The organism is Variovorax sp. TLI9-5A (genome assembly GCF_056867935.1).
Map to the genome: position 1 here is coordinate 5,765,211 of NZ_CP200310.1, position 24,980 is coordinate 5,790,190.

A 24,980-nucleotide genomic window follows, 5' to 3' on the forward strand; every position below is an offset into this window, starting at 1 on the left:
GGTGAGCTTGCTTGCTGCTTGCTTATTGCTTGACGACGTCCGCGCCGGCCGGCGGCTTGAAGTCGAACACGCTGGCCGGCAGCGAAGGATTCACTTCGACCTTGCTGAACTTGAGCACAGAGCGCTGGCCGAAGCTGTCGAGGATCTCGAGCGCAGCCAGCGCATCGCCCTGAAAGCCGACCTGCACGCTCTGCAGCTGGCCGTCCTTGTTCTTCGGCGTGGCCTTGACCCACTGCAGGCCGTCGCGGTCGGACGCGGACTCGAGCGTGAAGTCGGCCTGCAGCGCCTTCAGGTCGGGCGCCGCGGCGATCAGCGCCGCGGGCGTGGAGCCCAGCGCCTGTGCCTGCGCGCGCTGCGTGACCTGGTTCAGGTCGGCGTCGTAAAGCCACAGCGTCTTGCCGTCGGCCACGATGCTCTGCGCAAAGGGCTTCTGGTAGTCGAACTTGAATTTGCCGGGGCGCTGGAATTCGAAGGTGCCGGTCGAAGTCTTGCTGCGGCCGGGTTGCCCCTCGCGTGCGGGGGCTGTGACGGTCTGGGTGAAGTCGGCGCGGCCGGACTTCACCGTCTTCACGAAGCTCTCAAGGCTGTCGAGCCCGCCGGCCCAGGCGTTGGCGGAACTCAGCAGGCCGATCAGTAGCCAATGACGCAATTTCAATTTGGATTCCTCTGAATGGCTGTGGCATCAGGCTTTCGACCCTACCCGCCGCGAATTGCGGCAGGTGTAGGCCTTGATGAAGATTTGCAATGCCGCGAGGCGCTTTTGCAAATTGCCTTTCAGCACGTAACGCGGATGCCCCGGCTGCGGATGATCATTCGGCCGCGCGCGCCGGCACCAGGATCTCGCGCTGGCCGCTGCCGCTCATGGCGCTGACCAGGCCGGCCTTTTCCATGTCCTCGACGAGGCGCGCGGCGCGGTTGTAGCCGATCTTCAGATGGCGCTGCACCAGCGAGATGCTGGCCTTGCGGTTCTTGAGCACCACCTCGACCGCCTGGTCGTACATCGGGTCTTTCTCGCCGTCGCCACCGCCGCCGAGCAGGTCGCCATCACCGTCGCCATCGACCGTGCCGCCTTCGAGCACGCCTTCGATGTAGTCGGGCTCGCCCTGGCTCTTGAGGTAGGCCACCACGCGGTGCACCTCGTCATCGCTGACGAAGGCGCCGTGCACGCGGATCGGCAGGCCGGTACCGCTGGGCATGTAGAGCATGTCGCCCATGCCGAGCAGCGCCTCGGCGCCCATCTGGTCGAGGATGGTGCGGCTGTCGATCTTGCTCGACACCTGGAAGGCGATGCGGGTCGGGATGTTGGCCTTGATCAGGCCGGTGATCACGTCGACGCTTGGGCGCTGCGTGGCCAGAATCAGGTGGATGCCGGCGGCGCGCGCCTTCTGCGCGAGGCGGGCGATCAGCTCTTCGATCTTCTTGCCGACCACCATCATCAGGTCGGCCAGCTCGTCGATGACCACGACGATGTGCGGCTCGCGCTTGAGCGGCTCGGGGTCGTCGGGCGTGAGGCTGAAGGGGTTGTAGATGAACTCCTCGCGCGCCTTGGCTTCGTCGATCTTGGTGTTGTAGCCGGCCAGGTTGCGCACGCCGAGCTTGCTCATGAGCTTGTAGCGGCGCTCCATCTCGGCCACGCACCAGTTCAGGCCGTGCGCGGCCTGGCGCATGTCGGTGACCACGGGCGCCAGCAGGTGCGGGATGCCCTCGTAGACCGACATTTCGAGCATCTTCGGGTCGATCATGAGCAGGCGCACGTCGCGCGCCTCGGCCTTGTAGAGCAGCGACAGGATCATCGCGTTGATACCCACCGACTTGCCCGAGCCGGTGGTACCGGCCACCAGCACGTGCGGCATCTTCGCGAGGTCGGCCACCACCGGGTTGCCGATGATGTCCTTGCCGAGGCCCATGGTGAGCATCGACTTGCCTTCGTTGTAGACCTGCGAGCCCAGGATTTCGCTGAGCTTGATCGACTGGCGCTTGGCGTTCGGCAGTTCGAGCGCCATGTAGTTCTTGCCCGGGATGGTCTCGACCACGCGGATCGACACCAGCGAGAGCGAGCGCGCCAGGTCCTTCGCGAGGTTGACGATCTGCGAGCCCTTGACGCCGGTGGCGGGCTCGATTTCGTAGCGCGTGATGACGGGGCCCGGCGAGGCCAGCACCACGCGCACCTCGACGCCGAAGTCCTTCAGCTTCTTCTCGATCATGCGCGAGGTCATCTCGAGCGTGTCGGCCGACACCGTTTCCTGGCGCGCCTGCGCGGGATCGAGCAGGTCGACCTGCGGCAGCTTGCTGTCGGGCAGTTCCTTGAAGAGCGGCTTCTGGCGTTCCTTGACGACGCGGTCGCTGCGGGGCACCTCGGTCATCGCGGGCTCGATCTGCACCGGCGGCGATGGCGGGCGGCGCTTGGGACGCGGCTCGATGTGGAGTTCGTCGTCGTCGCCGCCGCCCGAAAAGGCACCGGACGATGGCGCCAGCGAGGGCTCGGAGCGGCCGGAGTCGGTGTCGCCGCGCGTGAAGGCGGGCTCATCGGCTTCGGCGCGCTCGCGGGCGGCCTGCTTGCCCATGGCGATGTCGGCAGCGAGTTCGCGCTTTTCGCGGCGCGACTCGAAGAGCGAATAGAAGCGTGCGCCGATGCGCTCGGCGATCAGGCTCCAGGAGAAGCGGAACACGAGCGCGGAGCCGATCACGCCGCCGGCGATGGCAACCAGCGCCGATCCGGTGAAACCCATCCAGCGCACGCTGGCCGGCCCGACCAGATAACCCAGCGCGCCGCCGCCGGAGCCGGGCAGGTGGGCTTCGAGCCGGTACAGGCGCGACCACTCGAGCACGGTGCTTGCGCAGAGCAGCAGGATCAGGCCGAGCCAGAACGCAAGGCGGCTGCGGTTGAAGCGCCCGCGCGGCGCGGCCTGCTCGGCGGCCGAATGCTCGCCGCCGCGCAGCCAGTTGGCGAGCGACGAGAGCCAGGCGCGCAGCCCGGCGAAGAGGCACCACCAGACGGAGTAGCCGGCGGCGTAGTAGCTGCCGTCAGCGAGCCAGGCGCCGATGCGGCCGCCCCAGTTCTTGATTTCGCCCCCGGTGCCCGATGTGGACCAGGCGGCGTCGGAGGGCGTGAAGCTCAGCATCGAGAGCAGCCAGAACAGCAGCGCTGCGAATCCTGCGATCAGCGTGATCTCGTGGGCGAAGCGCATGGCGCGCACGCGCACCGGTTGCCCTTCGACGGCAGAAGAAGATTGAAGCGTATTCAGCGAATAGGTCATGAAAAACACGGCTCCCGGCCTCGAAGAACAGGGGCCGGATGCACGAACACTACAACAAAAGGCCGGGGCCGCCGGTAACGGCGGCCCCGGCCCTGGAGGCTCAGGCCAGCGACAGGAGCCGTTCCTTGACGATCATCGATCCGTCTTCCTGCGTCTGGACGAAACCGCGCTCTTCGAGATCCTTCATCACGCGGCTCACCATTTCGCGCGAGGCTCCGACCATCTTGGCCAGGTCCTGGCGGGATATCTTGTCGCGCACCTTGAGATTGCCGGCGCCGTCCTCTATGGCGAATTCGAGCAGCGAGCGGGCCACGCGCCCGTAGACGTCCATCAGCGCCAGCGACTCGATCTTGCGGTCGGCATGGCGCAGGCGCTGCACGAGGCCTCGCATGATGTTGTAGGCCATCGAAGAGTTCTCGGGCAGGCAGCGCGCGAAGGCGTCGCGGCCCAGCATGAGCACGTCGCACTGGATCTCGGTGCGCACGGTGGCCGAATGCGGTTCGTCGTCGATCAGGCTCATCTCGCCCAGGTAGTCGCCGGGGTGCAGGGTGGCGAGGATGACCTCGCGCCCGCGGCTGTCGGCGCTGGTGACGCGCGCACGCCCGGTCAGGATGATGTAGAGCGCATCGGACTTCTTGCCCTGCTCCACAACGACTTCCGCGCGCTTGAAGCGCTTTTTTATGATCGCATCCGCGATGCTAGCGGACTGCGTGGCCGTCAACGACGCGAACAATGGAACGCGCCGAAGCAATTCGAGGTTGGACAGCATCGACATTTATCAATCCCTGAGACAGCGGGCGGAGCAATCCAGAAAGCAGCAAGCCGATGGATTACTACAATCGCGCGCATTGAAAACACCGTTTACCCGGTGTTGAACCGGGCAGTGATACTCCATATATATCGCTACCACCCTGAAAATGTACACGCTGAAGCAGCGTCCATCCTAGGTTTTCTACTCATGTCCGCTCCCCAACACGCCAAGGTTTTGATTCTGGGCTCAGGCCCCGCCGGCTATACCGCCGCCGTCTATGCGGCACGCGCAAATCTGCAGCCCCTGCTCATCACCGGCATCGCCCAGGGCGGACAGTTGATGACCACCACCGAGGTCGACAACTGGCCGGCCGACGTCCACGGCGTGCAAGGCCCCGACCTCATGCAGCGCTTCCTCGAGCATGCGGAACGCTTCAAGACGCAGATCGTGTTCGACCACATCAACAAGGTCGACCTGAGCAAGCGCCCCTTCACCCTCACCGGCGACAGCGGCACCTACACCTGCGACTCGCTGATCATCGCCACCGGCGCTTCCGCGAAGTACCTGGGCCTCGACTCCGAACAGAAGTTCATGGGCCGCGGCGTTTCCGCATGCGCGACCTGCGACGGCTTCTTCTACCGCGAGCAGGAAGTCTGCGTGATCGGCGGCGGCAACACGGCCGTCGAGGAAGCGCTCTATCTCGCGAACATCGCGAACAAGGTCACGCTGGTTCATCGCCGCGACAAGTTCCGCGCCGAGCCGATCCTGATCGACAAGGTCAAGGAGAAGGTCGCCGAGGGCAAGATCGTGCTGAAGCTGCACAACGAACTCGACCAGGTGCTGGGCGACGACACGGGCGTGACGGGCATCCGCATCAAGAACACGCAGACCGGCGCCACCGAGCAGATCGACCTCAAGGGCTGCTTCATCGCCATCGGGCATCACCCCAACACCGACATCTTCCAGGGCCAGCTGGAGATGAAGGACAACTACATCCTGACCCGCTCCGGACTGCAGGGCTTCGCCACGATGACCAGCATTCCGGGCGTTTTCGCCGCCGGCGACGTGCAGGACAACGTCTACCGCCAGGCCATCACCAGCGCCGGCACCGGCTGCATGGCTGCACTCGACGCACAGCGCTTCCTGGAGCAGGACGGCACGCTGTAACCGGCGGGCGCTCAAAAGGGCTATAATCCGAGGCTTTGCCGAAACACGGCCCTCTCACGGGTCGCGGCGAAGCCGGGGTACCGCCACCCGTTTTCTGGCGAGGTCAAGCTGCAAAACACCTGCGATCGCCCTGATTACACCGGTGCCAGCTGTTCAAGAAAGAGTGTCCTCATGGCACGCGTATGCGACGTAACGGGCAAGGGCCCGATGGTCGGAAACAACGTTTCCCACGCCAACAACAAAACCAAGCGCCGGTTCCTGCCGAACCTGCAATACCGCCGTTTCTGGGTCGAAAGTGAAAACCGCTGGGTTCGCCTGCGTGTTTCGAGCGCCGCGCTGCGCCTGATCGACAAGAACGGTATCGACTCCGTGCTCGCAGACCTGCGTGCACGCGGCCAAGCCTAAGGAGCTGAATCATGGCAACGAGCAAAGGCGGACGCGAAAAGATCAAGCTGGAATCCACCGCGGGTACCGGCCACTTCTACACGACCAGCAAGAACAAGAAGACGATGCCTGAAAAGATGTCGATCATGAAGTTCGACCCCAAGGCGCGCAAGCACGTCGAATACAAGGAAATCAAGCTGAAGTAATTCGGCCCGGTTTCTCCAAATAAAAAACCCGCTGCAAACACAGCGGGTTTTTTATTGCCCATCCCATCTATTTCGCTTCGCGTTCTTATTGAGCATTTGGCACCATGCGAAAACGACGGGCATAAAAAAGCCGGCCCCAGGCCGGCTTTCATTCAGGGACAAGCCCTTTTTTCTCGTCAGGCGCGGGCAGCGCGCAGGCGGGTCGAGAAGTCGCGCAAGCCAGCAATGCCGCTGGCTTCCGCACGATGGCACCAAGCCGCCAGATCGGCCGCCAGTTGCTCGCGCGACTGCGAGGTGTTGAGCCACAGCTGGCGCAGTTCTTCGCGCATCGTGACCATCTTGTCGAGCACCGGATGCGCGGCACGGGCCTGCACCACGTGCGAGCGGGCCGAGGCAGGCACCTTGTCGTCGTCGCGATGCAGCCAGCGCTTGGCGGCCTTGAGCACAGACAGGTCTGCACCCTTGGTCTTCAGCGTCTCCAGTTCCTGGCTGGTGGCACGGCGCATTTCGCGCGCATAACCGGCCATGACTTCGTAGCGATTGGCGATGACGGCCTCGAGCGTCTTCTCGTTGGCCACGGGCTGGATGTCGCCCATCAGCATCTTCGGCGGCACCTTCTTGACCTTGGCCCAGCCCAGCTTCTGCAGCGCCTGGATATAGATCCAGCCGATGTCGAACTCGTACTTCTTGACCGAGAACTTGGCCGAGGTCGGGTACGTGTGGTGGTTGTTGTGCAACTCTTCGCCGCCGATGATCAGCCCCCAGGGCATGATGTTGCGGCTGGCGTCGGGCGCCTCGAAGTTGCGATAGCCCCAGTAGTGGCCGATACCGTTGATCACACCGGCGGCGGTGATCGGGATCCAGAGCATCTGCACAGCCCACACGGCCATGCCGAGCGTGCCGAACAGCGCCAGGTTCAGAACCAGCATCAGGCCGACGCCCTGCCAGCTGTAGCGCGAATACAGGTTGCGCTCGATCCAGTCATCGGGCGTGCCGTGACCGTAGCGCTCCATCGTTTCCTTGTTCTTCGATTCGGCGCGATACAGCTCGGCGCCGCGCCAGAGCACTTCTTCGATGCCCTTGACCTGCGGGCTATGCGGGTCGTCCTGGGTTTCGCACTTGGCGTGGTGCTTGCGGTGGATCGCGACCCACTCCTTCGTCACCATGCCGGTGCCGATCCAGAGCCAGAAGCGGAAGAAATGCGACGGGATCGGGCCCAGATCCATGGCCCGGTGCGTTTGCGTGCGGTGCAGGAAGATCGTGACCGCGGCAATCGTGATGTGCGTGGTGGCGAGCGTGTACAGCACGACTTGCCACCATGCGAGGTCCCACAGGCCGTGTCCGAGCCATTGGATGGCCGCATTCAGAACGGCGGAGTCAGGAAGCAACATTGAGTCAGGTACTCCATCATGGCCGCACGAAGGTGCGGTCTTCAGATAACCCCCGATTTTAAGGTCCGAGGGCCTAAAACAACCCCTTTAAACCTTCACGAAAATCGCAGATTAACCCTAGTTTGGAGTCCGTCCTCTATTTCCGGTTCCAGGCCGCGGCAAAGAAACCGTCGGTCGAATGGAGGTGCGGCCACAGCCGCAGATAGCGCCTGGCGCCCTCCCCGCCGGCACACAGCGCCTCGAATCCCTCGATCTTGAGCCCCTGCAGCAATTCCGCCACATCCACCGGCACGAAATCAGGATTGGCGGCGCTGAAAGCCTCGGCGATCACCTCGTTTTCCTCCGGCAGCACGCTGCAGGTGGCGTAAACCAGACGCCCGCCCGACTTCACCAGCCGCGCGGCGCTCTGCAGGATGGCCGTCTGCTTGACCGTCAATTCCTCCACCGACTTGGGCGACTGCCGCCATTTCAGATCCGGATTGCGCCGCAGCGTACCCAGCCCCGAACAGGGCGCGTCGACCAGCACGCGGTCGATCTTGCCCGCCAGACGCTTGATCCGGTCGTCGCGCTCGTGGGCGATGGCGGCCGGATGCACGTTCGACAGCTTGCTGCGCGCCAGACGCGGCTTGAGCGCGTCCAGCCGGTGCGCAGAGGTGTCGAAGGCATAGAGCCGGCCGGTGTTGCGCATCGTGGCGCCGATGGCCAGCGTCTTGCCGCCGGCGCCGGCGCAGAAATCGACCACCATCTCGCCGCGCTTGGCATCCAGCAGCAGAGCCAGCAGTTGCGAGCCCTCGTCCTGCACCTCGATGGCGCCGCGGGCAAAGGCATCCAGCTTGGTCAGCGCAGGCTTGCCGTCGATGCGCAGGCCCCAGGGCGAAAACGGCGTCGCTTCCGATTTGATAGCAGCCAGCGCAAGCTCCGCCTTCACATCCGCGCGCTTGTCGGTCAGCGCATTGACGCGCAGATCGAGCGGCGCGGGCTGCTGCAGGGCCTCGACCAGCGGCCAGAAGCCGTCGCCGAGCTGCGCCTTCAGCGGCGCCGCCAGCCACTCGGGGAGGTTGTGGCGATGGCGCTCCAGCAGGTCGTCGGGCTTCACGGCGTCGCAGTTGTCGAGCCAGCGCTTCTCGGTGTCGTTGAGCGCGCTTTTCAGGAAATCGCGCGGGCCATGGAAGCCCAGGATCGCCATCCGGCGCTCCTTCGAGCCGCTGCCAGAGGGCGAGAGGTGGTCGAAAAGCAGCTTCTTGCGAAGCACGGTGTAGACGGTTTCGGCAAGCGTCGCACGCTCGCGCGGGCCGAACTCGCGGTGGTCGCGGAAGAACCGCGACACGACCTGGTCGGCAGGATGATCGAACTTCAGGACGAGGCCGACCAGATCGGCGGTCGCCTCCAACAGGGCTTTGGGATGCATCCCCCGATTGTCTCAGCCGCGGGGAACCCGGCCCGAAAACCTAAGCGTCGCGCACCCAGACCGCTCCGAAAGCCTCGCGCTCGATGTCTTCCAGCTTCGGCGAATGGCCGGCCCACAGCACCAGCGCGGCGCCTGGCAGCGTGAGCGTCTGCTCCAGCTGGCGGCAGAGATTCCAGCGATCCTCGTCGTCGAGCCCCGGCAGCTCGACGAACACGATGTAGGCCCGCCGCCACGGAAATTCGCGCAGGATCTTGCGCACCAGCCAGGCCCGGGACGCGGGCAGGCAGCGCACGAGGTCGGCCCGCAGCTCGCCCAGTTCGTAGTCGTTGAGGTCGTGACGCGAAATCTGGCTGAAGAACGGCGTGCCGGTGATCTCCTCCCAGGCACGCGCCTCCGCCTCCTCCGCCTCCTTGAGACGGCCGCGCCACAGCTTCAGGGCCTCTTCGTCGTGCGGCCCCGAGTCCGGGTCCTCGAGCGAGGCGACGGCGCTCTTGGCCGCCCACCACCGGCTGGCCGCGCCGGAGCCATGCAGGCGCTCGAGCACCGCAAGCCGCGCTTCGCGGTCGCTTGCCGGCAGCATCTGGGCCAGTCCGCGCAGTGCGCCGGGATGCTCGGGAGCAATCTGCAGCGCGCTCTCGTAGCGCACGCGCACGGGAGCCGATGGGTCGAGCCGCCGCTCGGAGTCGGCCCACTCGACCATTTCGTCCGGCGTGTTGCGCTCGCCGCGCGCCGCCAGCACCGCAATGCGCTCGCGGATGCGCGAACGGTGCGCGTGGTGCTGCTTCCAGTCTGCGGCATGGGCGCGGCGCCACTGGCTGTCGAAATGCGCGATCCATTTCTTGCGGTCGACCAGCATTTCGAGCGCCGGGCGCATCGACCACTCGGGCATGACCGCCTTCTGCTCCAGCGCCTCCAGCCGATCGCGCAGCACCGGATGGGTGTCTTCCAGGTCGCTCACACGGCGCATCGCCTCGCGCAGCGCCTGGCGCGCGAAATCGTCGTCGGGAGGCGTGCGCACCCGCTTGCGCAACGCCTCGAAGGGACCCGGCGGCATCGGCTCGTGCTCGGCGCGAGCCCAGTGCCAGGGCCAGAACTCGTTGGCGTACCAGTTACCCTTGATCGCGATCTCGGTCAGCGCGGCCGCAGCCACGGATGCGCCCAGCAGCCGGCCCGAGATGCGATCGGCCTCGTATTCGTCCTGGCGGGCCAGCGCGAAGGTCTTGGCCGCGAAGCGCGGAAAGTACCAGCGGAAGAAAGCCTGCGAGAACAGCGCCATCACGCCCTCGTTTCGCTGCAGGCTGGCGTCCAGCTTGAGCCAGGACAGGCGGGTGCGGTAGATCCACGCGCTCAGCTGGCCGTGGTTGCCACGCAGGTGGCCGTATTCGTGGGCCAGCACCGACAGCAGCCGCCGCCGGTCGAGCATCATCAGCAACGGCAGTCCGATGCTCAGCGAATTGACGGCGCCGCCGAACAGGCCGAAGCGCGGCACCTGCCGGATGCTGGCGTTGAAGTCGTCATCGAGGTAGACGTGGTGGACCGGCGGTCCCTTGATCCGGGCGCGGATGCGGTCGAGCGCCTCGAAGAGCGCCGGAGCGTCTTCCCGGCGGAGCTCGACACCCTCGGGCTCGTCGAAGCGCACCCACAGCGCGCGCAGCGTGGCCCACAGGAGCCCCAGGCCGAACAGCAGCAGCCAGCCGCGCGTGAAGTTGAAGCGCTCTTCCCCGATCGAGGAAAGCACCCAGGCGATGATGCCCACCGACAGCCCGAGGCAGCCCAGCACCCACAGGTAGCCGAGCGCGGCAAAGGCCGCGACGCTGCGCCGGTAGCGCGCGCTGTCGTCCGCACTGGCATGCTCGCTCAGTCGAACCAGGTGAACAAAATCAGCGCGATCCATCCGACTCCAGTCAAATCAAGCCCGCCAGTTTTTTGAAGAAAGGCAAGCCGCCGTTGAACGACGAAGACCTCCCTCCCCTGATCGAAACGCCCCCCGGGCGCTACCGCCACTACAAGGGCGGTGAATACGAAGTGCTCGGCACCGTGCGCCACAGCGAGACGCTGGAGCCGATGACGCTGTACCGGGCCCTGTACGGCGCACACGGCCTCTGGGTCCGGCCGGCCGCCATGTTCGGCGAAACCATCGAGATAGACGGCACGGTCCGCAGAAGATTCACACCGATCTAGCCAGTCAGGCTGCGCAAGCCCGTCCTGCCTGGGTGGGTTGCTACCTTTTTCGCAGCAACCCGAATGAGGTCAGCCGCAGCGGACTTCCGTCACGCGGTTGCGGGCATCGACATCGAGATTGAGCCGCCCGCCATTGAGTTCCATCGTCGTCACCTCGCCCGGCTTCAGCACGCGCACAGTGCCGGCGCCCGAACGCACGCGGGCCGCGGCTTCGAGCTGGGGCGTCAACGGCTGGCCGACGGCAAAACGGGCGCCGTCCGCATTGCACTGATACACCGGCTCCGGCGGCGCAGCAGGAGGCGCGGCGGGGGCTGGCGCGGGCGCCGGAGCAGCACAGCCCGCCACCAGGGCGGCGCCGGCAAGCGCCAGCAACAACGATTGGTTCTTCACTTTCTGGACTCCCGAAAACCCGCGAATATAAACAACTTTACTCATTGTGACGCGATGTATCCGACAGCCAGCCGGCGATGGCACGCGGATACAACAGATGCTCCTGCGCGAGCACCCGTCCGGCCAGCGTGGCGGCCGTGTCGTCCGGCAGCACCGGCACGACGGCCTGCGCCAGGATCGGCCCGTGATCCAGTTCAGTTGTTACCTGGTGCACCGTCACGCCCGCCACTTTGCAGCCCGCCTCGATGGCGCGCTGGTGCGTGTTCAGCCCCGGAAATGCCGGCAGCAGCGAAGGATGGATGTTCACCAGCCGGCCGGCATAGCGGTTGACGAAACCCGGCGTCAGGATGCGCATGAACCCCGCCAGCACCACCAGCGCCGGCGCATGGCCGTCGACCACCTTCGCCAGCGCCTCGTCGAAGGCCTCGCGGGTGGCGAAATCCTTGTGCGGAACTACCGCGGTGTCGATGCCCTGGGCCCTGGCAATCGCCAGCCCGCCGGCCTCGGCCTTGTTGCTCACCACGGCGGCGATGCGCGCGCCGAAGCGCTCGGCCCAGCGGTCGCGCCCGGCGGCGCGCACGATGGCCTCCATGTTGGAGCCGCCGCCGGAGATCAGGATCACGATGTTCTTCATGGGAGGCGGGATTATCCGTGCCCGGCATCCGGCGTCCGCCACGGGCACTGCACCCCGTGCTTGTCGCGGCGCGGACACCGCATCACAGCACGACCGTGCTAAAACTCGTGGCTCCGGAGACAAACCGCGTCTGCGGTGAACCGATCAACACAGCGAGGCACGCATGGATTTGAGCTTCACACCCGAAGAACAGAAGTTCCGCGAAGAGGTTCGCGCCTGGGTCAAGGAAAACCTCCCCAAGGAGATTTCGAACAAGGTACACAACGCGCTCGAACTGACGCGCGACGATCTGCAAGGCTGGGCCAAGATCCTCGGCAAGAAAGGCTGGCTGGGCTACGGCTGGCCGAAGGAATTCGGCGGCCCGGGCTGGACCGCCGTCCAGCGCCACCTGTTCGAGGAAGAAACCGCGCTGGCCGGCGCGCCGCGCATCGTGCCCTTCGGCCCCGTGATGGTCGCACCGGTCATCATGGCCTTCGGCAACGCCGAGCAGCAAAAGCGCTTCCTCCCCGGCATCGCCAGCGGCGAAGTCTGGTGGAGCCAGGGCTACAGCGAACCGGGTTCGGGCTCCGACCTCGCATCGCTGAAGACCAAGGCAGAGCGCAAGGGCGACAAGTACATCGTCAACGGCCAGAAGACCTGGACCACCCTCGGCCAGTATGGCGACTGGATGTTCAACCTCGTTCGCACCAGCAGCGACGGCAAGCCCCAGACCGGCATCAGCTTCCTGCTGCTGGACATGAAGTCGCCCGGCGTCACCGTGCGCCCGATCAAGCTGCTCGATGGCGGCCATGAAGTCAACGAAGTGTTCTTCGACAACGTCGAGGTGCCCGCCGAGAACCTGATCGGCGAGGAGAACAAGGGCTGGACCTACGCCAAGCACCTGCTCTCGCACGAGCGCACCAACATCGCCGACGTGAACCGCGCCAAGCGCGAGCTCGAGCGTCTCAAGCGCATCGCGAAGTCCGAAGGCGTGTACGAAGACCAGCGCTTCCGCGACGAGATCGCCAAGCTCGAAGTCGACATCGTCGCGCTCGAGATGATGGTGCTGCGCGTGCTGTCGGCCGCCACCTCGGGCAAGAACTCGCTGGACGTGGCGGGCCTGCTCAAGATCCGCGGCAGCGAGATCCAGCAGCGCTACAGCGAACTGATGATGCTGGCCGGCGGTGCCTACTCGCTGCCGCTGATCCGCGAGGCGATGGAAGCCGGCTGGCAAGGCAATTTTCCTGGCGGCAACCCGGCGCTCGCGCCGCTGGCGTCGACCTTCTTCAACATGCGTAAGACCACCATCTACGGTGGCAGCAACGAAGTGCAACGCAACATCGTCGCGCAGACGGTTCTGGGCTGAGGAGACACGAACATGGATTTCAATTTCACCGACGACCAGGAACAGCTGCGCGACGCCGTGCGCAAATGGGTCGACAAGGGCTATGACTTCGAGCGCCGCCGCGGCATCGAGGCCAAGGGCGGCTTCTCGCGCGAGGCCTGGGACGAACTGGCCGAACTCGGCCTGGGCGGCCTGTACATCAGCGAGGACGACGGCGGCCTGGGCATGGGCCCGGTGGCCGGCATGGTCGTCATGGAAGAGCTGGGCCGCGGCATCGTGCTGGAGCCCTTCGCGCAGACGCTGATCGCCGGCGCGGTGCTCAGCGGCTATGCCGGTGCCGACACCAAGGAAAGCTGGCTGCCGCGCATCGCGGGCGGCCAGGCCATCGTGGTGCTGGCCTACCAGGAGCGCAAGGCGCGCTATCGCCTCGACGTGTGCGAGGCCCATGCCGCCAAGGCTGGCGATGGCTGGTCGCTGACCGGCGCCAAGAGCGTGGTGCCCGTGGGCGACGAAGCCGATGCCTTCCTGGTGCCGGCCAAGGCCGACGGCAAGATCGCCCTCTTCCTGGTCGAGCGCAGCGCCAGCGGCGTGGAAGCGCGCGGCTACGGCACGCAGGACGGCTCCCGCGCCGCCGAGGTCGTGTTCGACAAGGCCGACGCCACGCTGGTGACGCTCGACGGCCTCGCCGCGCTCGAATACGCGGTGGATGTCGGCATCGCCGCCACCTGCGCCGAGGGCGTGGGCGTGATGGACAAGACCGTGGACCTCACCGTCGAGTACCTGAACCAGCGCAAGCAGTTCGGCGTGGTCATCGCCAGCTTCCAGGCGCTGCGCCACCGCGTCGCCGACATGAAGATGCAGCTCGAGCTGGCCCGCTCGATGAGCTACTACGCCACGCTCAAGCTCAACGCCCCGGCCGACGAGCGCCGCCAGGCGCTGGCGCGTGCCAAGTACCAGCTCGGCGTGTCGATGCGCTACATCGCCGCCAACTCGGTGCAGCTGCACGGCGGCATCGGCGTGACCGACGAATACATCGGCAGCCACTACTTCCGCAAGCTCACGCAGATGGAAATGGTCTTCGGCGATACGCTGCACCACCTGGGCGAAGTGTCGGCCCGCATGCAGGACACCGCCGGCGTCTTCGCCTAGGACAAGGCTCGCCCCCAGGCTGCGCGCACTTCGTGTCGCTTCGCCAACCCCCTACCGGGGGCAACACCAGCGGCCCGGCAAAGCCGGTTCCGCGGTGTTCCGCTAGCATCCAACGCCCGCCCGCTTCGCGCTGGCGGGCGTTTTCACTTGGACTCTCATACAGGACCCCAGGAACGAAACATGCAGACTCGCCGCTCCCTTCTGGTCGCCATGGCCGCAGGAACCACCACCGCGATGCTGACCGCCTGCGCCACCTCCCCCACGCCTTCCTACACCGAGCGCCCGCCCATCGTGTTCATGCACGGCAACGGCGACTCGGCCGCGCTCTGGCAGACGACGATCTGGCGCTTCGAGTCGAACGGCTGGCCGCGCGACCGGCTGTTCGCCATCGACCAGCCCAACCCGGTCGCGCGCGACGACGACGCGGTGGCCCAGCCCGGGCGCAGCTCGACCGGCGAATCGGCGGTGTTCCTCAAGGCCGAGGTCGAGAAGGTGCTGAAGGCCACCGGCGCGAGCAAGGTGGTGCTGCTCGGCAACTCGCGCGGCGGCAACACCATCCGCAACTACGTGCAGAACGGCGGCGGCGCGGCGGTAGTGAGCCACGTGGTGCTGGGCGGCAACCCGGCGCACGGCATCTGGGCGGTGAAGGGCCTGCGCGAGAACAACGAGTTCTCGGGGCTCTCGGGCTTCATGCAGCAGCTCAACGAGCCGAAGGGGCCGAACGGCGAGGAGGTCACGCCCGGCGTGAAATGGCTGACCCTGCGCTCCGACAACAACGACAAGTACGCGCAGCCCGACGGCGTGTGGATCGGCTCGCCGGGCAAGCCGACCAACATCGGCTTCGACGGTCCGGCGCTCAAGGGCGCGACCAACGTCGTGCTGCCGCGCGTCGACCACCGCGAGACCTCGTTCTCGCCCGCCGCCTTCGCCGCAACCTGGCAGTTCCTGACCGGGCAGGCGCCGCGCAGCACCGAAGTCGCGCCGGAGGAGAACGTCGTGCTCAACGGCCGCGCGATCGGCACCGAGAATCTCCCGCTGAACGGCGCCACGGTGACTGTCTATGCGGTCAACCCCGCCACCGGCGCGCGGCTCGGCGAAGCGGTCTTCACCAAGTCCGTCGGCGCCGACGGCCGCTGGGGGCCCTTCAAGGCACGCGGCGACGCAGCCTACGAATTCGTGCTGGCCACGCCCAGCTACGGCACCACCCACATCTACCGCAGCCCGTTCCCGCGCAGCAGCAGCGTGGTGAACCTGCGCCCCGAGCGCGTGACGCCGGCCGACGGAAGCGCCAACGCGGTCGTCGTCTTCACGCGGCCGCGCGGCTACTTCGACGCCCAGCGCGACACCATGCGCTTCGACGGCCAGACCCCGCCGGCTGGCGTACCGCCCAAGGGCTCGGGCGTGTCGAGTTCGCGGCTGCGCCTGGCGACCGCCGAGCCGCAGCGCGCGGTAACGGGCGAATTCAACGGCGAGCGCATCACCGGCCTGACCTGGCCGGCGGTGAAAGAGCACGTCACGGTGCTCGAACTGACTTACTAAAGCGAAGGTGGAGCAGGCCATGACCGACAGCACCGACTCCCCCTTCGTCCTGCAATCGCGCGACGCGCGCGGCGTGGTCACGCTGACGCTGAACCGGCCGGCCGCGTTCAACGCGCTCTCCGAAGGCATGCTCGGCGCGCTGGAGCAGGCGCTGGGCGAGGTCGCTGCCGACGGCAGCGCGCGCGCGGTGGTCATCGCCGGGGCCGGCAAGGCCTTCTGCGCCGGCCACGACCTGAAGGAAATGCGCGTTGCCCCCTCGCTCGACTACTACGAGCAATTGTTCGAGCGCTGCGGCGCGATGATGCTGTCGATCCAGAAGCTGCCCGTGCCGGTGATCGCTCGCGTGCACGGCATCGCGACGGCGGCTGGCTGCCAGTTGGTCGCCGTCTGCGACCTTGCGGTCGCGTCGAGCGAAGCCCGCTTCGCGGTCAGTGGCGTGAACGTGGGCCTCTTCTGCGCCACCCCGAGCGTCACGCTCTCGCGCAACCTCGGGCGCAAGGAAGCCTTCGAGATGCTGGTGACGGGCGAATTCATCAGCGCGCAGGAGGCGCGCGAGAAGGGGCTGGTCAACCGCGTGGCACCGCCTGAAGAGCTGGATGCGGCGGTCGAATCATTGGTCGCCAGCATCGTCGCCAAGCCCCGCACGGCGCTGGCGCTGGGCAAGGCCCTGTTCTACCGCCAGCTCGAAACCGGCATCGAAGCCGCGCTGGCCGACGCCAGCCAGACCATGGCCTGCAACATGATGGACGAGAGCGCACTGGAAGGCGTGCAGGCCTTCATCGAGAAGCGCCCACCGGCCTGGAAACGCTGAGAGCGCCGGTCAGCTAGCTGTCGTGCAGCCGCGAACTCTGCGGCAGATGCGCCATCAGGAACTCCATCTGGTCCGCCAGGATGCGGCGGTTGCGCAGGATGAAGTCTTCCCAGAGGCTGGGCACGTAGGGCGCGTACAGCAGGGGCATGCCGGCCTGCTCGGGCGTGCGGCTGCTCTTGCGGTGGTTGCAGGGCCGGCAGGCCGTGACCACGTTCATCCAGGTGTCGATGCCCTTCTGGGCGAACGGGATGATGTGCTCGCGAGTGAGCTCGTCTTCGTGGAAGTGGCCGCCGCAATAGGCGCAGACGTTGCGGTCGCGCGCGAAGAGCTTGCTGTTGGTGAGGCCGGGGCGCAGCGCGAAGGGGTTGATGCGCGGCACGCCCTTGGTGCCGATGATGCTGTTGATCGCGATCTGCGACTGCTCGCCGGTGATCGCGTTGTGGCCGCCACGGAACACCGCCACCTGCGCGCCCACTTCCCAGCGGACTTCGTCCGCCGCGTAGTGGATCACCGCCTGTTCCAGCGAAATCCATGACTGGGGCAGCCCTTGGGCCGACAGCTTCAAGACCTTCACACACGCCTCCTCGAAAAGGGAGAGAACACGGAAAGACCAGGGACACGGAGCGCGTTGCAGACCCACGCCGATCAACGCACTGCGTCACAATATACCGGCTTTGTGACAAATCGGCCTGATTCGCCCATTTGACGGGCGAAAGGCGCTATCAAAAAGATACTCACCGATGCAGGTTTTTCGTGGCTTCCGGCACCCTGGCGTCGCTCCCGCCTGCGCCCTCACCATTGGCAATTTCGACGGCGTGCACCGGGGGCACCAGGCCATGCTCGCCCTGCTGCAGACCGAGGCCCGCCAGCGCGGGCTGCCGAGCTGCGTGCTCACCTTCGAGCCCCATCCGCGCGACTATTTCGCCGCCGTCACCAAGAAGCCCGACCTGGCGCCGGCGCGCATCGGCACGCTGCGCGACAAGCTCAGTGAGCTGGCCGCCTGCGGCGTGGCGCAGACCGTCGTGCTGCCCTTCGACGGCCGCCTGGCCTCGCAGTCGCCCGAGGAATTCATCCAGAACGTGCTGATCGACGGCCTGGGCGCGCGCTACGTGCTGGTGGGCGACGACTTCCGCTTCGGCGCCAAGCGTGCCGGCGACTACGCCATGCTCGACGCGGCTGGCGACGCCCACGGCTTCGACGTGGCGCGCATGAACAGCTATGAGGTTCACGGCCTGCGGGTTTCAAGTTCCGCCGTACGCGAGGCGCTGGCCGAAGGCCGCATGGCCGACGCCCACACCCTGCTGGGCCGCCCCTACGCCATCTCGGGCCACGTGGTCCATGGCCGCAAGCTCGGCCGGGCACTGGGCGCCTCGGCGCCGGGCAAGGACGACGGCTTCCGTACCCTCAACCTGCGCTTCAAGCACTGGAAGCCGGCCGCCAGCGGCATCTTCGCGGTGCTGGTGCACGGCCTGTCCGAGCAACCGCTGCCGGGCGTGGCCAACCTCGGCGTGCGCCCCTCGCTGGACGCCAACGACGTCAACGCCGGGCGGGTGCTGCTCGAAACCCATTGCCTGGAGTGGCCCTCCCATCTGGGCGCCGAAGGGGCCTACGGTAAAATCGTCCGCGTGGAACTCCTGCACAAACTGCACGACGAATTGCGCTACACCAGCCTCGAAGCCCTCACTGCGGGCATCGCGAAGGATGGCCGCGACGCTCGCGCGTTCTTTGCATCGACCCACGCCGAAACCCATCGCCAGACCACGCGCGATCGAATTTAGCCCTGCACGCACCGTGCTGCCGCCCTTCGACAAGCTCAGGGCGAACGGCTTTACCTTCCGCACCGACGCGCTCCTTTTTTACCGGGCAGTTCGGGCCGAGCCTGTCGAAGCCCTCTGTTTCGTACCCCAACATGTCTGACGCTGCTTCTCCCAAAGACTACCGTTCCACGCTGAACCTGCCCGACACTCCCTTCCCGATGCGCGGCGACCTGCCCAAGCGCGAGCCGGGCTGGGTGAAGGAATGGAACGACGAAGGCCGCTACCACCGCCTGCGCGACGCCCGCCACGGCGCGCCCAAGTTCATCCTGCACGACGGCCCGCCGTACGCCAACGGCCAGATCCACATGGGCCACGCGGTGAACAAGATCCTCAAGGACATGATCACCAAGGCGCGCCAGCTCGAAGGCTACGACGCCCTGTATGTGCCCGGCTGGGACTGCCACGGCCTGCCGATCGAGAACGCCATCGAAAAGCAGTACGGCCGCAACCTGAGCCGCGACGAGATGCAGGCCAAGAGCCGCGCCTTCGCCACCGGCCAGATCGCCCAGCAGATGGCCGACTTCCAGCGCCTGGGCGTGCTGGGCGAATGGGACCATCCCTACAAGACCATGGACTTCGCCAACGAGGCCGGCGAGCTGCGCGCGTTCAAGCGCGTGATCGAGCGCGGCTTCGTCTATCGCGGCCTGAAGCCGGTGTACTGGTGCTTCGACTGCGGCTCCTCGCTGGCCGAGTTCGAAATCGAGTACGCCGACAAGAAAAGCCAGACCATCGACGTCGCCTTCAAGGCGCACGAGCGCGAGAAGGTGCTCAAGGCCTTCGGCACCGACCACACGATCCTCGGCGACATCTTCGCCGTGATCTGGACCACCACCGCGTGGACCATCCCGGCCAACCAGGCCATCAATCTCAACCCCGACCTCGAATACTCGCTGGTCGACACCGAGCGCGGCCTGCTGATCCTGGCCAACTCGCTGGTCGAGATGTGCATGACGCGCTATGCGCTGGACGGCAAGGTGCTGGCCACGGTCAAGGGCGAGAAGCTCGGCGGCCTGGAGTTCGAGCATCCGCTGTACGACGCGGACGCCGGCTACCGGCGCCTGTCGCCCGTGTACCTGGCCGACTACGCCACCGCCACCGACGGCACGGGCCTGGTGCACTCCTCGCCCGCCTACGGCCTGGACGACTTCAACTCATGCATCGCCCACGGCGTGGCCTACGACGACATCCTGAACCCGGTTCAGGGCAACGGCAGCTACGCGCCCGACTTCCCGCTCTTCGGCGGCCAGAACATCTGGAAGGCCGTGCCGGAAATCATCGCCGCGCTGCGCGATGCCAACCGCCTGCTGACCACCGAGACCATCACCCACAGCTATCCGCACTGCTGGCGCCACAAGACGCCGGTGATCTACCGTGCCGCGGCGCAGTGGTTCGTGCGCATGGACGAGGGCGAAGGCGTGTTCACCAAGGACAAGGCGCCCAAGACGCTGCGCCAGACCGCGCTCGATGCCATCGAGCAGACCAGCTTCTATCCCGAGAACGGCCGCGCGCGCCTGCACGACATGATCGCCGGCCGGCCCGACTGGTGCATCAGCCGCCAGCGCAGCTGGGGCGTGCCCATCCCGTTCTTCCTGCACAAGGATTCGGGCGAGCTGCATCCGCGCACCATGGAGATCCTGGACCAGGCCGCCGACATCGTCGAGAAGGGCGGCATCGAGGCCTGGAGCCGCGTGACGGCAGAGGAAATCCTGGGCGCCGAAGACGCGCCGCACTACACCAAGAGCACCGACATCCTCGAGGTGTGGTTCGACTCGGGCTCGACCTTCTCCCACGTGCTGCGCGGCACGCACCCCACGGTGCACCACGAGACGGGCCCCGAGGCCGACCTGTACCTCGAAGGCCACGACCAGCATCGCGGCTGGTTCCATTCGTCGCTGCTCATCGCCTGCATGCTGGAAGACCGCGCGCCGTACAAGGGCCTGCTGACGCACGGCTTCACGGTCGATGCCAAGGGCATCAAGATGAGCAAGTCGCTCAAGAACGGCATCGACCCACAGGAAATCAGCAACAAGCTGGGCTCGGAAATCATCCGCCTGTGGGTGGCCGCGAGCGACTACTCGGGCGACATCGCGGGCGACGACAAGATCCTGGCGCGCGTGGTCGACGCCTACCGCCGCATCCGCAACACGCTGCGCTTCCTGCTCGCGAATACGAGCGACTTCGACATCGAGAAGCACGGCGTTCCGCTCGACCAGCTGTTCGAGATCGACCGCTACGCACTCGCGCGCGCCGCGCAGTTCCAGGCCGAGGTCCTCGCGCACTACAAGGTGTACGAGTTCCACCCGGTGGTGGCCAAGCTGCAGATCTACTGCTCGGAAGACCTGGGCGGCTTCTACCTCGACATCCTGAAGGACCGCCTCTACACGACGGCCCCGGGCTCGCTGGCACGCCGCAGCGCGCAGACGGCGCTGTGGCACATCTCGCAGGCGATGCTGCGCTGGATGGCGCCCTTCCTGAGCTTCACCGCCGAGGAAGCCTGGAAGATCGTGGGCACGGGCAAGCCGGGCGACTCGATCTTCACGCAGACCTACAGCAAGTTCGAAGCGCCCGACGAGGCCCTGCTCGCCAAGTGGAACCGCATCCGCGAAATCCGCGACGTGGTCAACAAGGACATCGAGGCCGTGCGCGCCGAAGGCAAGGTCGGCTCCTCGCTGCAGGCCGACCTGCAGCTGACGGCACCGGCCGACGACTTCGCGCTGCTGGGCTCGCTGGGCGATGACCTGAAGTTCGTCTTCATCACCTCGGCGATCGCGCTGGCCGCCGGCGAGGCGCTCGCCACGGTGGTGACGCCGAGCACCGCGCAGAAGTGCGAACGCTGCTGGCACTACCGCGACGACGTGGGCCACGACGCGGCCCACCCGACGCTGTGCGGACGCTGCACGAGCAACCTGTTCGGCGCCGGCGAATCGCGGAGCGTTGCCTGATGGCCGCCGCCCGCTCCATGTCCTCGGCCTCGCGTTCGCGCGGCGGCAGCATCTGGCCGTGGCTGGGGCTGGCGGTGATCATCGTGATCATCGACCAGTTCACCAAGACGCTGATCCTGGGCTACTACAAGCTCGGCGACGCCACCTACGTCACCAGCTTCTTCAACGTGGTGCGCGCCCACAACACGGGCGCCGCCTTCTCGTTCCTCGCCGACCACTCGGGCTGGCAGCGCTGGCTGTTCACCGCCATCGGCGTGGGCGCGGCGGTGTTCATCGTATGGATGCTGAAGTCGCACGCTGGGCAGAAGCTGTTTTCGTTCTCCATGGCCTGCATCCTGGGCGGCGCCATCGGCAACGTGGTCGACCGGATGATGCACGGCTACGTGGTGGACTTCCTGAGCTTCCACGCGGGCAACTGGTACTTCCCGGCCTTCAACGCGGCGGACAGTGCCATCACGCTCGGGGCGATCTGCCTGGTCGTGGACGAGATCCGGCGGGTTCGCCGGGGCAAGTAGAGCTCTGCGCAATCCAGAAAAAGGGGCCTGACGGGCCCCTTTTCTTTGGGCCGCCTTCCCCGCCGGGGCCGAGGGTTTTTCCCGCTTTCTCCCGATGTCATAACAAAGTCATACTGCCGCGGTTCAATGTAATCGATTACATGAACACCGCACGATGAGCATCCAAGCCGTTGCAGCCAAAGCCGGGGTCTCGGTGGCCACCGTCTCGCGCGCCTTCAACTTTCCGGACAAGGTGACGCCCGCCACGCGCGAGCTGGTGGAACGCGTGGCACGCGAGCTCAACTACGTGCCCAACGCCAGCGCGCGCACCCTGCGCACCCAGCGCAGCCGCGTGCTCGGCGTGGTGCTTCCCACCCTGCTGAACCCGACCTTCGCCGAATGCCTGCAGGGCATCGCCCGCGCGGCCATCGCCGGGGGCTACGCGATCATCCCGGTCACCACCGGCTACCGGATCGACGAAGAAGAGCGTGCGGTGCACCTGCTGCTGGCCGGCAACGTCGACGGCCTGATCCTCGTGGTGTCGAACCCCTCGACCTCCGCCGCCCTGCCCCGCCTGCAGGCGGCTGGCGTACCCTACGTGCTGGCCTACAACCGCCATTCCGAGCACCCCTGCGTGTCGGTCGACAGCGAAAGCGCGGTGGCCGACGCGGTGGCGCGGCTCGTGCTGCTGGGCCACCGACGCATCGCGATGGTCAGCGGCACGCTCTCCGCCTCCGACCGCGCGCAGCAGCGCTATCGCGGCTACCGCAAGGGCATGGCCGAGGCCGGCCTGCCGGCGCCCGCGCTCATCGAGGTGCCCTTCGTCGAAACGGCCGTCGATGCGCTCTCGAAGCAGCTGCAGGCGCGCAACCGGCCCACCGCGCTGATCTGCTCCAACGACCTGCTGGCCATCCGCAGCATCCGCGCCGCGTACCTCTGCGGCCTGTCGGTGCCCGGCGACCTCAGCGTGGTCGGCTTCGACGGCATCGCGCTCGGCGAAGACCTCACGCCCGCGCTCACAACCATCGCCCAGCCCAACAGCGACATCGGCCGCCACAGCGTCGAATTGCTGATCCAGGCCATGGCCAGCGGCGCCGCGCTGCAGGCCGACGCGAGCCTGCTGCTTGCCCATTCATTCCGAGACGGCGAGTCGTGCGCCTCGGTGCACGAGAGCCAAAACAACAGACACGACAACAACACCGCGATTCCCTGACCCTCATAACCCCTCGTTGACTGCCTACATCCATCCAAGGAGCTTCCTCATCATGTCTCTCAGCTTTCATCGCCTGGCCCGGCTCGGCCTGATCGCCACCGCGCTCGCCGCCGGCAGCGCCATGGCCCAGACCGCCATCTGCTACAACTGCCCGACCGAATGGGCCGACTGGGGCACGCAGCTCAAGGCCATCAAGGCCAAGACCGGCATCACCGTGCCGCCCGACAACAAGAACTCGGGCCAGTCGCTCGCGCAGCTGTCGGCCGAGAAGGCCAGCCCCGTGGCCGACGTCACCTACCTCGGCGTGACCTTCGCGGTGCAGGCCGCCAAGGACGGCCTGGTCGAGCCCTACAAGCCCGCCGCCTGGAAAGACATTCCCGATGGCCTGAAGGACCCGGCCGGCAACTGGTTCACCATCCACTCGGGCACGCTGGGCTTCATGGTCAACGTCGACGCGCTCAAGGGCAAGCCGGTGCCGAAGTCGTGGGCCGACCTGCTCAAGCCCGAATACAAGGGCCTGATCGGCTACCTCGACCCGGCCTCGGCCTTCGTCGGCTACGTGGGCGCGGTCGCGGTGAACGAGGCGCGCGGCGGCACGCTCGACAACTTCAAGCCGGCCATCGACTACTTCAAGGCGCTGCAGAAGAACGAGCCGATCGTGCCGAAGCAGACGTCGTATGCGCGCGTGCTCTCGGGCGAGATCGCGATCCTGCTCGACTACGACTTCAACGCCTATCGCGCCAAGTACAAGGACAAGGCCAACGTCGCCTTCGTGATCCCGAGCGAGGGCACTCTCGCCGTGCCCTACGTGATGAGCCTGGTCGCCAAGGCCCCGCACGCGGCCGACGCGAAGAAGGTGCTCGACTTCACCCTGTCCGACGAAGGCCAGGCGATCTGGGCCAAGGCCTACCTCCGTCCGGTGCGCGCCAACGCCATGCCCAAGGACATCGAAGCGCAGTTCCTGCCCGCCAGCGAATACGCCCGCGCCAAGAGCGTGGACTACGGCCGCATGGCCGCCGCTCAGAAGGCCTTCTCCGACGAGTACCTGAAGGAAGTCCGCTGAGCGGACCCCGCGCGCGATGACGCAAGCCACATCCTCCAAGACCGCCAGTGCCTGGAACCCGCGCTGGCGCCTGCTGGCCTGCGTCGCGCCCGCGGCCATCTTCTTCGCGGCCTTCTGGCTGCTGCCGGTGGCGCGGCTGCTCGCGCTGCCCGCCGGCAAGGGCTGGGCCACCTACTTCGCGGTGCTGACCGACGCTCGCTACCTCGCGAGCATGGTCAACACCGTCGTGCTCTCGGTCGCCGTGACGCTGGCCACGCTGGTGCTGGGCGCGGCCGTGGGCATCTATCTCGCGCGCCGCGCCTTCGTCGGCAAGCGCATGCTGCTGTCGCTGCTCACGCTGCCGCTGTCGTTCCCGGGCGTGATCATCGGCTTCTTCGTGATCCTGCTCGGCGGGCGACAGGGCGTGGTGGCCGACATCGGCGACAGCCTCTTCGGCGAGCGCATCACCTTCGCCTACGGCTTGCTCGGGCTGTTCCTGGCGTACCTGTATTTCTCGCTGCCGCGCGCCATTGCCACCTACGCCGCGGCGGCCGGATCGATGAACACACAGCTGGAGGAAGCCGCGCGTTCGCTGGGCGCCTCGCGGCTGCGCGTGGCGCGCGACGTGTGGATGCCCGAGCTGGCGCCCACCACGCTGGCCTGCGGCGCGATCCTCTTCGCCACCTCGATGGGCGCCTTCGGCACCGCCTTCACGCTGGCCAGCAAGTTCGAGGTGATACCGATCACCATCTACAACGAGTTCACCAACTACGCCAACTTCGCGCTCGCCGCATCGCTGTCGATCGCGCTGGGCGTCGTGACCTGGCTGGTGCTGTTCGTGGCGCGCCGCTTCGGCGCGAATCCCGTCGCACGCTGAGGC

Annotated in this window: 23 protein-coding genes; 14 read left to right on the forward strand and 9 right to left on the reverse strand. The window is 66.5% G+C overall.

The genetic code is table 11. The features are described 5' to 3' along the window. Positions 1-22: 22 nt before the first annotated feature. The 3 genes from lolA to AC1VNX_RS27485 all read right to left on the reverse strand — a co-directional run bounded on the left by lolA (position 23) and on the right by AC1VNX_RS27485 (position 4,032). Positions 23-655: an outer membrane lipoprotein periplasmic chaperone LolA gene (lolA, locus tag AC1VNX_RS27475; RefSeq protein ID WP_483160736.1), complete on the reverse strand. Its 633-nt coding sequence runs from the start codon at positions 653-655 to the stop codon at positions 23-25. A 154-nt stretch (positions 656-809) separates the two neighbouring features. Next, the gene (locus tag AC1VNX_RS27480) at positions 810-3,257 is read right to left on the reverse strand and encodes a DNA translocase FtsK (protein WP_483160737.1); all 2,448 of its coding nucleotides are present in this window, start codon (positions 3,255-3,257) and stop codon (positions 810-812) included. A 100-nt stretch (positions 3,258-3,357) separates the two neighbouring features. Further along, positions 3,358-4,032 carry a Crp/Fnr family transcriptional regulator gene (locus AC1VNX_RS27485; protein WP_093123707.1) on the reverse strand — a complete coding sequence of 225 codons (675 nt, stop codon included), beginning with the start codon at positions 4,030-4,032 and terminating at the stop codon, positions 3,358-3,360. Between the two features lie 183 nt (positions 4,033-4,215). On the opposite strand from AC1VNX_RS27485, the gene trxB reads away from it, so the two are divergent. From trxB to rpmG, 3 genes are all read left to right on the forward strand, one after another. Further along, the gene (trxB, locus tag AC1VNX_RS27490) at positions 4,216-5,175 is read left to right on the forward strand and encodes a thioredoxin-disulfide reductase (RefSeq protein WP_301507192.1); all 960 of its coding nucleotides are present in this window, start codon (positions 4,216-4,218) and stop codon (positions 5,173-5,175) included. Between the two features lie 171 nt (positions 5,176-5,346). Further along, positions 5,347-5,580 carry a 50S ribosomal protein L28 gene (gene rpmB, locus AC1VNX_RS27495; RefSeq protein ID WP_019654270.1) on the forward strand — a complete coding sequence of 78 codons (234 nt, stop codon included), beginning with the start codon at positions 5,347-5,349 and terminating at the stop codon, positions 5,578-5,580. Between the two features lie 11 nt (positions 5,581-5,591). Next, complete coding sequence (rpmG, locus tag AC1VNX_RS27500) at positions 5,592-5,765, forward strand: 50S ribosomal protein L33 (RefSeq protein ID WP_007830291.1); 174 nt, start codon at positions 5,592-5,594, stop codon at positions 5,763-5,765. Positions 5,766-5,941: 176 nt separating this feature from the next. Here rpmG and AC1VNX_RS27505 read toward each other — a convergent pair whose 3' ends face one another. From AC1VNX_RS27505 to AC1VNX_RS27515, 3 genes are all read right to left on the reverse strand, one after another. Next, the gene (locus tag AC1VNX_RS27505; RefSeq protein ID WP_301507236.1) at positions 5,942-7,156 is read right to left on the reverse strand and encodes a DesA family fatty acid desaturase; all 1,215 of its coding nucleotides are present in this window, start codon (positions 7,154-7,156) and stop codon (positions 5,942-5,944) included. Between the two features lie 136 nt (positions 7,157-7,292). Then, on the reverse strand, positions 7,293-8,564 hold the full coding sequence (locus AC1VNX_RS27510) for an RsmB/NOP family class I SAM-dependent RNA methyltransferase (protein ID WP_483160738.1): 1,272 nt from the start codon (positions 8,562-8,564) through the stop codon (positions 7,293-7,295). A 40-nt stretch (positions 8,565-8,604) separates the two neighbouring features. Next, positions 8,605-10,458, reverse strand: a complete 1,854-nt coding sequence (locus tag AC1VNX_RS27515) for a M48 family metallopeptidase (protein WP_483160739.1) — start codon at positions 10,456-10,458, stop codon at positions 8,605-8,607. Between the two features lie 53 nt (positions 10,459-10,511). On the opposite strand from AC1VNX_RS27515, the gene AC1VNX_RS27520 reads away from it, so the two are divergent. Then, entirely contained in the window at positions 10,512-10,745 is a 234-nt protein-coding gene (locus tag AC1VNX_RS27520; RefSeq protein WP_483160740.1) for a DUF1653 domain-containing protein, read from the forward strand. A gap of 69 nt (positions 10,746-10,814) precedes the next feature. Here the strand turns inward: AC1VNX_RS27520 and AC1VNX_RS27525 are convergent, their stop codons facing one another. Together AC1VNX_RS27525 and purN are read right to left on the reverse strand one after the other, a co-directional pair. Continuing rightward, positions 10,815-11,135, reverse strand: coding sequence for an I78 family peptidase inhibitor (locus AC1VNX_RS27525; RefSeq protein ID WP_483160741.1), 321 nt, complete (start codon positions 11,133-11,135; stop codon positions 10,815-10,817). A 37-nt stretch (positions 11,136-11,172) separates the two neighbouring features. Next, on the reverse strand, positions 11,173-11,769 hold the full coding sequence (gene purN / locus AC1VNX_RS27530; protein ID WP_483160742.1) for a phosphoribosylglycinamide formyltransferase: 597 nt from the start codon (positions 11,767-11,769) through the stop codon (positions 11,173-11,175). A gap of 163 nt (positions 11,770-11,932) precedes the next feature. Between purN and AC1VNX_RS27535 the strand changes: the two genes are divergently transcribed. The 4 genes from AC1VNX_RS27535 (at position 11,933) to AC1VNX_RS27550 (ending at position 16,592) form a co-directional block, all read left to right on the forward strand. Beyond that, positions 11,933-13,114, forward strand: a complete 1,182-nt coding sequence (locus AC1VNX_RS27535) for an acyl-CoA dehydrogenase family protein (protein WP_483160743.1) — start codon at positions 11,933-11,935, stop codon at positions 13,112-13,114. A 12-nt stretch (positions 13,115-13,126) separates the two neighbouring features. Further along, positions 13,127-14,242: an acyl-CoA dehydrogenase family protein gene (locus AC1VNX_RS27540; RefSeq protein WP_483160744.1), complete on the forward strand. Its 1,116-nt coding sequence runs from the start codon at positions 13,127-13,129 to the stop codon at positions 14,240-14,242. Between the two features lie 180 nt (positions 14,243-14,422). After that, positions 14,423-15,781 carry an alpha/beta fold hydrolase gene (locus AC1VNX_RS27545; RefSeq protein ID WP_483160745.1) on the forward strand — a complete coding sequence of 453 codons (1,359 nt, stop codon included), beginning with the start codon at positions 14,423-14,425 and terminating at the stop codon, positions 15,779-15,781. A gap of 19 nt (positions 15,782-15,800) precedes the next feature. After that, positions 15,801-16,592 carry an enoyl-CoA hydratase gene (locus AC1VNX_RS27550; RefSeq protein ID WP_483160746.1) on the forward strand — a complete coding sequence of 264 codons (792 nt, stop codon included), beginning with the start codon at positions 15,801-15,803 and terminating at the stop codon, positions 16,590-16,592. Positions 16,593-16,605: 13 nt separating this feature from the next. Here the strand turns inward: AC1VNX_RS27550 and AC1VNX_RS27555 are convergent, their stop codons facing one another. Then, entirely contained in the window at positions 16,606-17,166 is a 561-nt protein-coding gene (locus AC1VNX_RS27555) for an HNH endonuclease (protein WP_126023119.1), read from the reverse strand. Between the two features lie 166 nt (positions 17,167-17,332). On the opposite strand from AC1VNX_RS27555, the gene AC1VNX_RS27560 reads away from it, so the two are divergent. The 6 genes from AC1VNX_RS27560 to AC1VNX_RS27585 all read left to right on the forward strand — a co-directional run bounded on the left by AC1VNX_RS27560 (position 17,333) and on the right by AC1VNX_RS27585 (position 24,977). After that, entirely contained in the window at positions 17,333-18,370 is a 1,038-nt protein-coding gene (locus AC1VNX_RS27560) for a bifunctional riboflavin kinase/FAD synthetase (protein ID WP_483160747.1), read from the forward strand. A 131-nt stretch (positions 18,371-18,501) separates the two neighbouring features. Then, positions 18,502-21,351, forward strand: a complete 2,850-nt coding sequence (gene ileS / locus AC1VNX_RS27565) for an isoleucine--tRNA ligase (RefSeq protein ID WP_483160748.1) — start codon at positions 18,502-18,504, stop codon at positions 21,349-21,351. Beyond that, the gene (gene lspA / locus AC1VNX_RS27570) at positions 21,351-21,866 is read left to right on the forward strand and encodes a signal peptidase II (protein ID WP_483160749.1); all 516 of its coding nucleotides are present in this window, start codon (positions 21,351-21,353) and stop codon (positions 21,864-21,866) included. Before ileS ends, lspA begins: the two co-directional genes overlap by 1 nt. A 154-nt stretch (positions 21,867-22,020) precedes the next feature. Next, positions 22,021-23,058 carry a LacI family DNA-binding transcriptional regulator gene (locus AC1VNX_RS27575; RefSeq protein ID WP_483160750.1) on the forward strand — a complete coding sequence of 346 codons (1,038 nt, stop codon included), beginning with the start codon at positions 22,021-22,023 and terminating at the stop codon, positions 23,056-23,058. A 52-nt stretch (positions 23,059-23,110) separates the two neighbouring features. Continuing rightward, complete coding sequence (locus AC1VNX_RS27580) at positions 23,111-24,121, forward strand: ABC transporter substrate-binding protein (protein WP_483160751.1); 1,011 nt, start codon at positions 23,111-23,113, stop codon at positions 24,119-24,121. A gap of 16 nt (positions 24,122-24,137) precedes the next feature. Next, positions 24,138-24,977: an ABC transporter permease gene (locus tag AC1VNX_RS27585; RefSeq protein WP_483160752.1), complete on the forward strand. Its 840-nt coding sequence runs from the start codon at positions 24,138-24,140 to the stop codon at positions 24,975-24,977. Positions 24,978-24,980 lie beyond the last annotated feature (3 nt).

Excerpts from the sequence above, each read along its gene's own strand:
- AC1VNX_RS27510 (WP_483160738.1), bottom strand. The coding sequence starts at position 8,564 with ATGCATCCCAAAGCCCTGTTGGAGGCGACCGCCGATCTGGTCGGCCTC.
- AC1VNX_RS27485 (WP_093123707.1), bottom strand. The coding sequence starts at position 4,032 with ATGTCGATGCTGTCCAACCTCGAATTGCTTCGGCGCGTTCCATTGTTC.
- AC1VNX_RS27560 (WP_483160747.1), top strand. The coding sequence starts at position 17,333 with ATGCAGGTTTTTCGTGGCTTCCGGCACCCTGGCGTCGCTCCCGCCTGC.
- rpmG (WP_007830291.1), top strand. The coding sequence starts at position 5,592 with ATGGCAACGAGCAAAGGCGGACGCGAAAAGATCAAGCTGGAATCCACC.
- AC1VNX_RS27505 (WP_301507236.1), bottom strand. The coding sequence starts at position 7,156 with ATGTTGCTTCCTGACTCCGCCGTTCTGAATGCGGCCATCCAATGGCTC.
- trxB (WP_301507192.1), top strand. The coding sequence starts at position 4,216 with ATGTCCGCTCCCCAACACGCCAAGGTTTTGATTCTGGGCTCAGGCCCC.
- AC1VNX_RS27550 (WP_483160746.1), top strand. The coding sequence starts at position 15,801 with ATGACCGACAGCACCGACTCCCCCTTCGTCCTGCAATCGCGCGACGCG.
- AC1VNX_RS27535 (WP_483160743.1), top strand. The coding sequence starts at position 11,933 with ATGGATTTGAGCTTCACACCCGAAGAACAGAAGTTCCGCGAAGAGGTT.
- rpmB (WP_019654270.1), top strand. The coding sequence starts at position 5,347 with ATGGCACGCGTATGCGACGTAACGGGCAAGGGCCCGATGGTCGGAAAC.
- ileS (WP_483160748.1), top strand. The coding sequence starts at position 18,502 with ATGTCTGACGCTGCTTCTCCCAAAGACTACCGTTCCACGCTGAACCTG.
- AC1VNX_RS27480 (WP_483160737.1), bottom strand. The coding sequence starts at position 3,257 with ATGACCTATTCGCTGAATACGCTTCAATCTTCTTCTGCCGTCGAAGGG.
- AC1VNX_RS27575 (WP_483160750.1), top strand. The coding sequence starts at position 22,021 with ATGAGCATCCAAGCCGTTGCAGCCAAAGCCGGGGTCTCGGTGGCCACC.
- purN (WP_483160742.1), bottom strand. The coding sequence starts at position 11,769 with ATGAAGAACATCGTGATCCTGATCTCCGGCGGCGGCTCCAACATGGAG.
- AC1VNX_RS27515 (WP_483160739.1), bottom strand. The coding sequence starts at position 10,458 with ATGGATCGCGCTGATTTTGTTCACCTGGTTCGACTGAGCGAGCATGCC.
- AC1VNX_RS27580 (WP_483160751.1), top strand. The coding sequence starts at position 23,111 with ATGTCTCTCAGCTTTCATCGCCTGGCCCGGCTCGGCCTGATCGCCACC.
- AC1VNX_RS27585 (WP_483160752.1), top strand. The coding sequence starts at position 24,138 with ATGACGCAAGCCACATCCTCCAAGACCGCCAGTGCCTGGAACCCGCGC.
- AC1VNX_RS27545 (WP_483160745.1), top strand. The coding sequence starts at position 14,423 with ATGCAGACTCGCCGCTCCCTTCTGGTCGCCATGGCCGCAGGAACCACC.
- AC1VNX_RS27540 (WP_483160744.1), top strand. The coding sequence starts at position 13,127 with ATGGATTTCAATTTCACCGACGACCAGGAACAGCTGCGCGACGCCGTG.
- lspA (WP_483160749.1), top strand. The coding sequence starts at position 21,351 with ATGGCCGCCGCCCGCTCCATGTCCTCGGCCTCGCGTTCGCGCGGCGGC.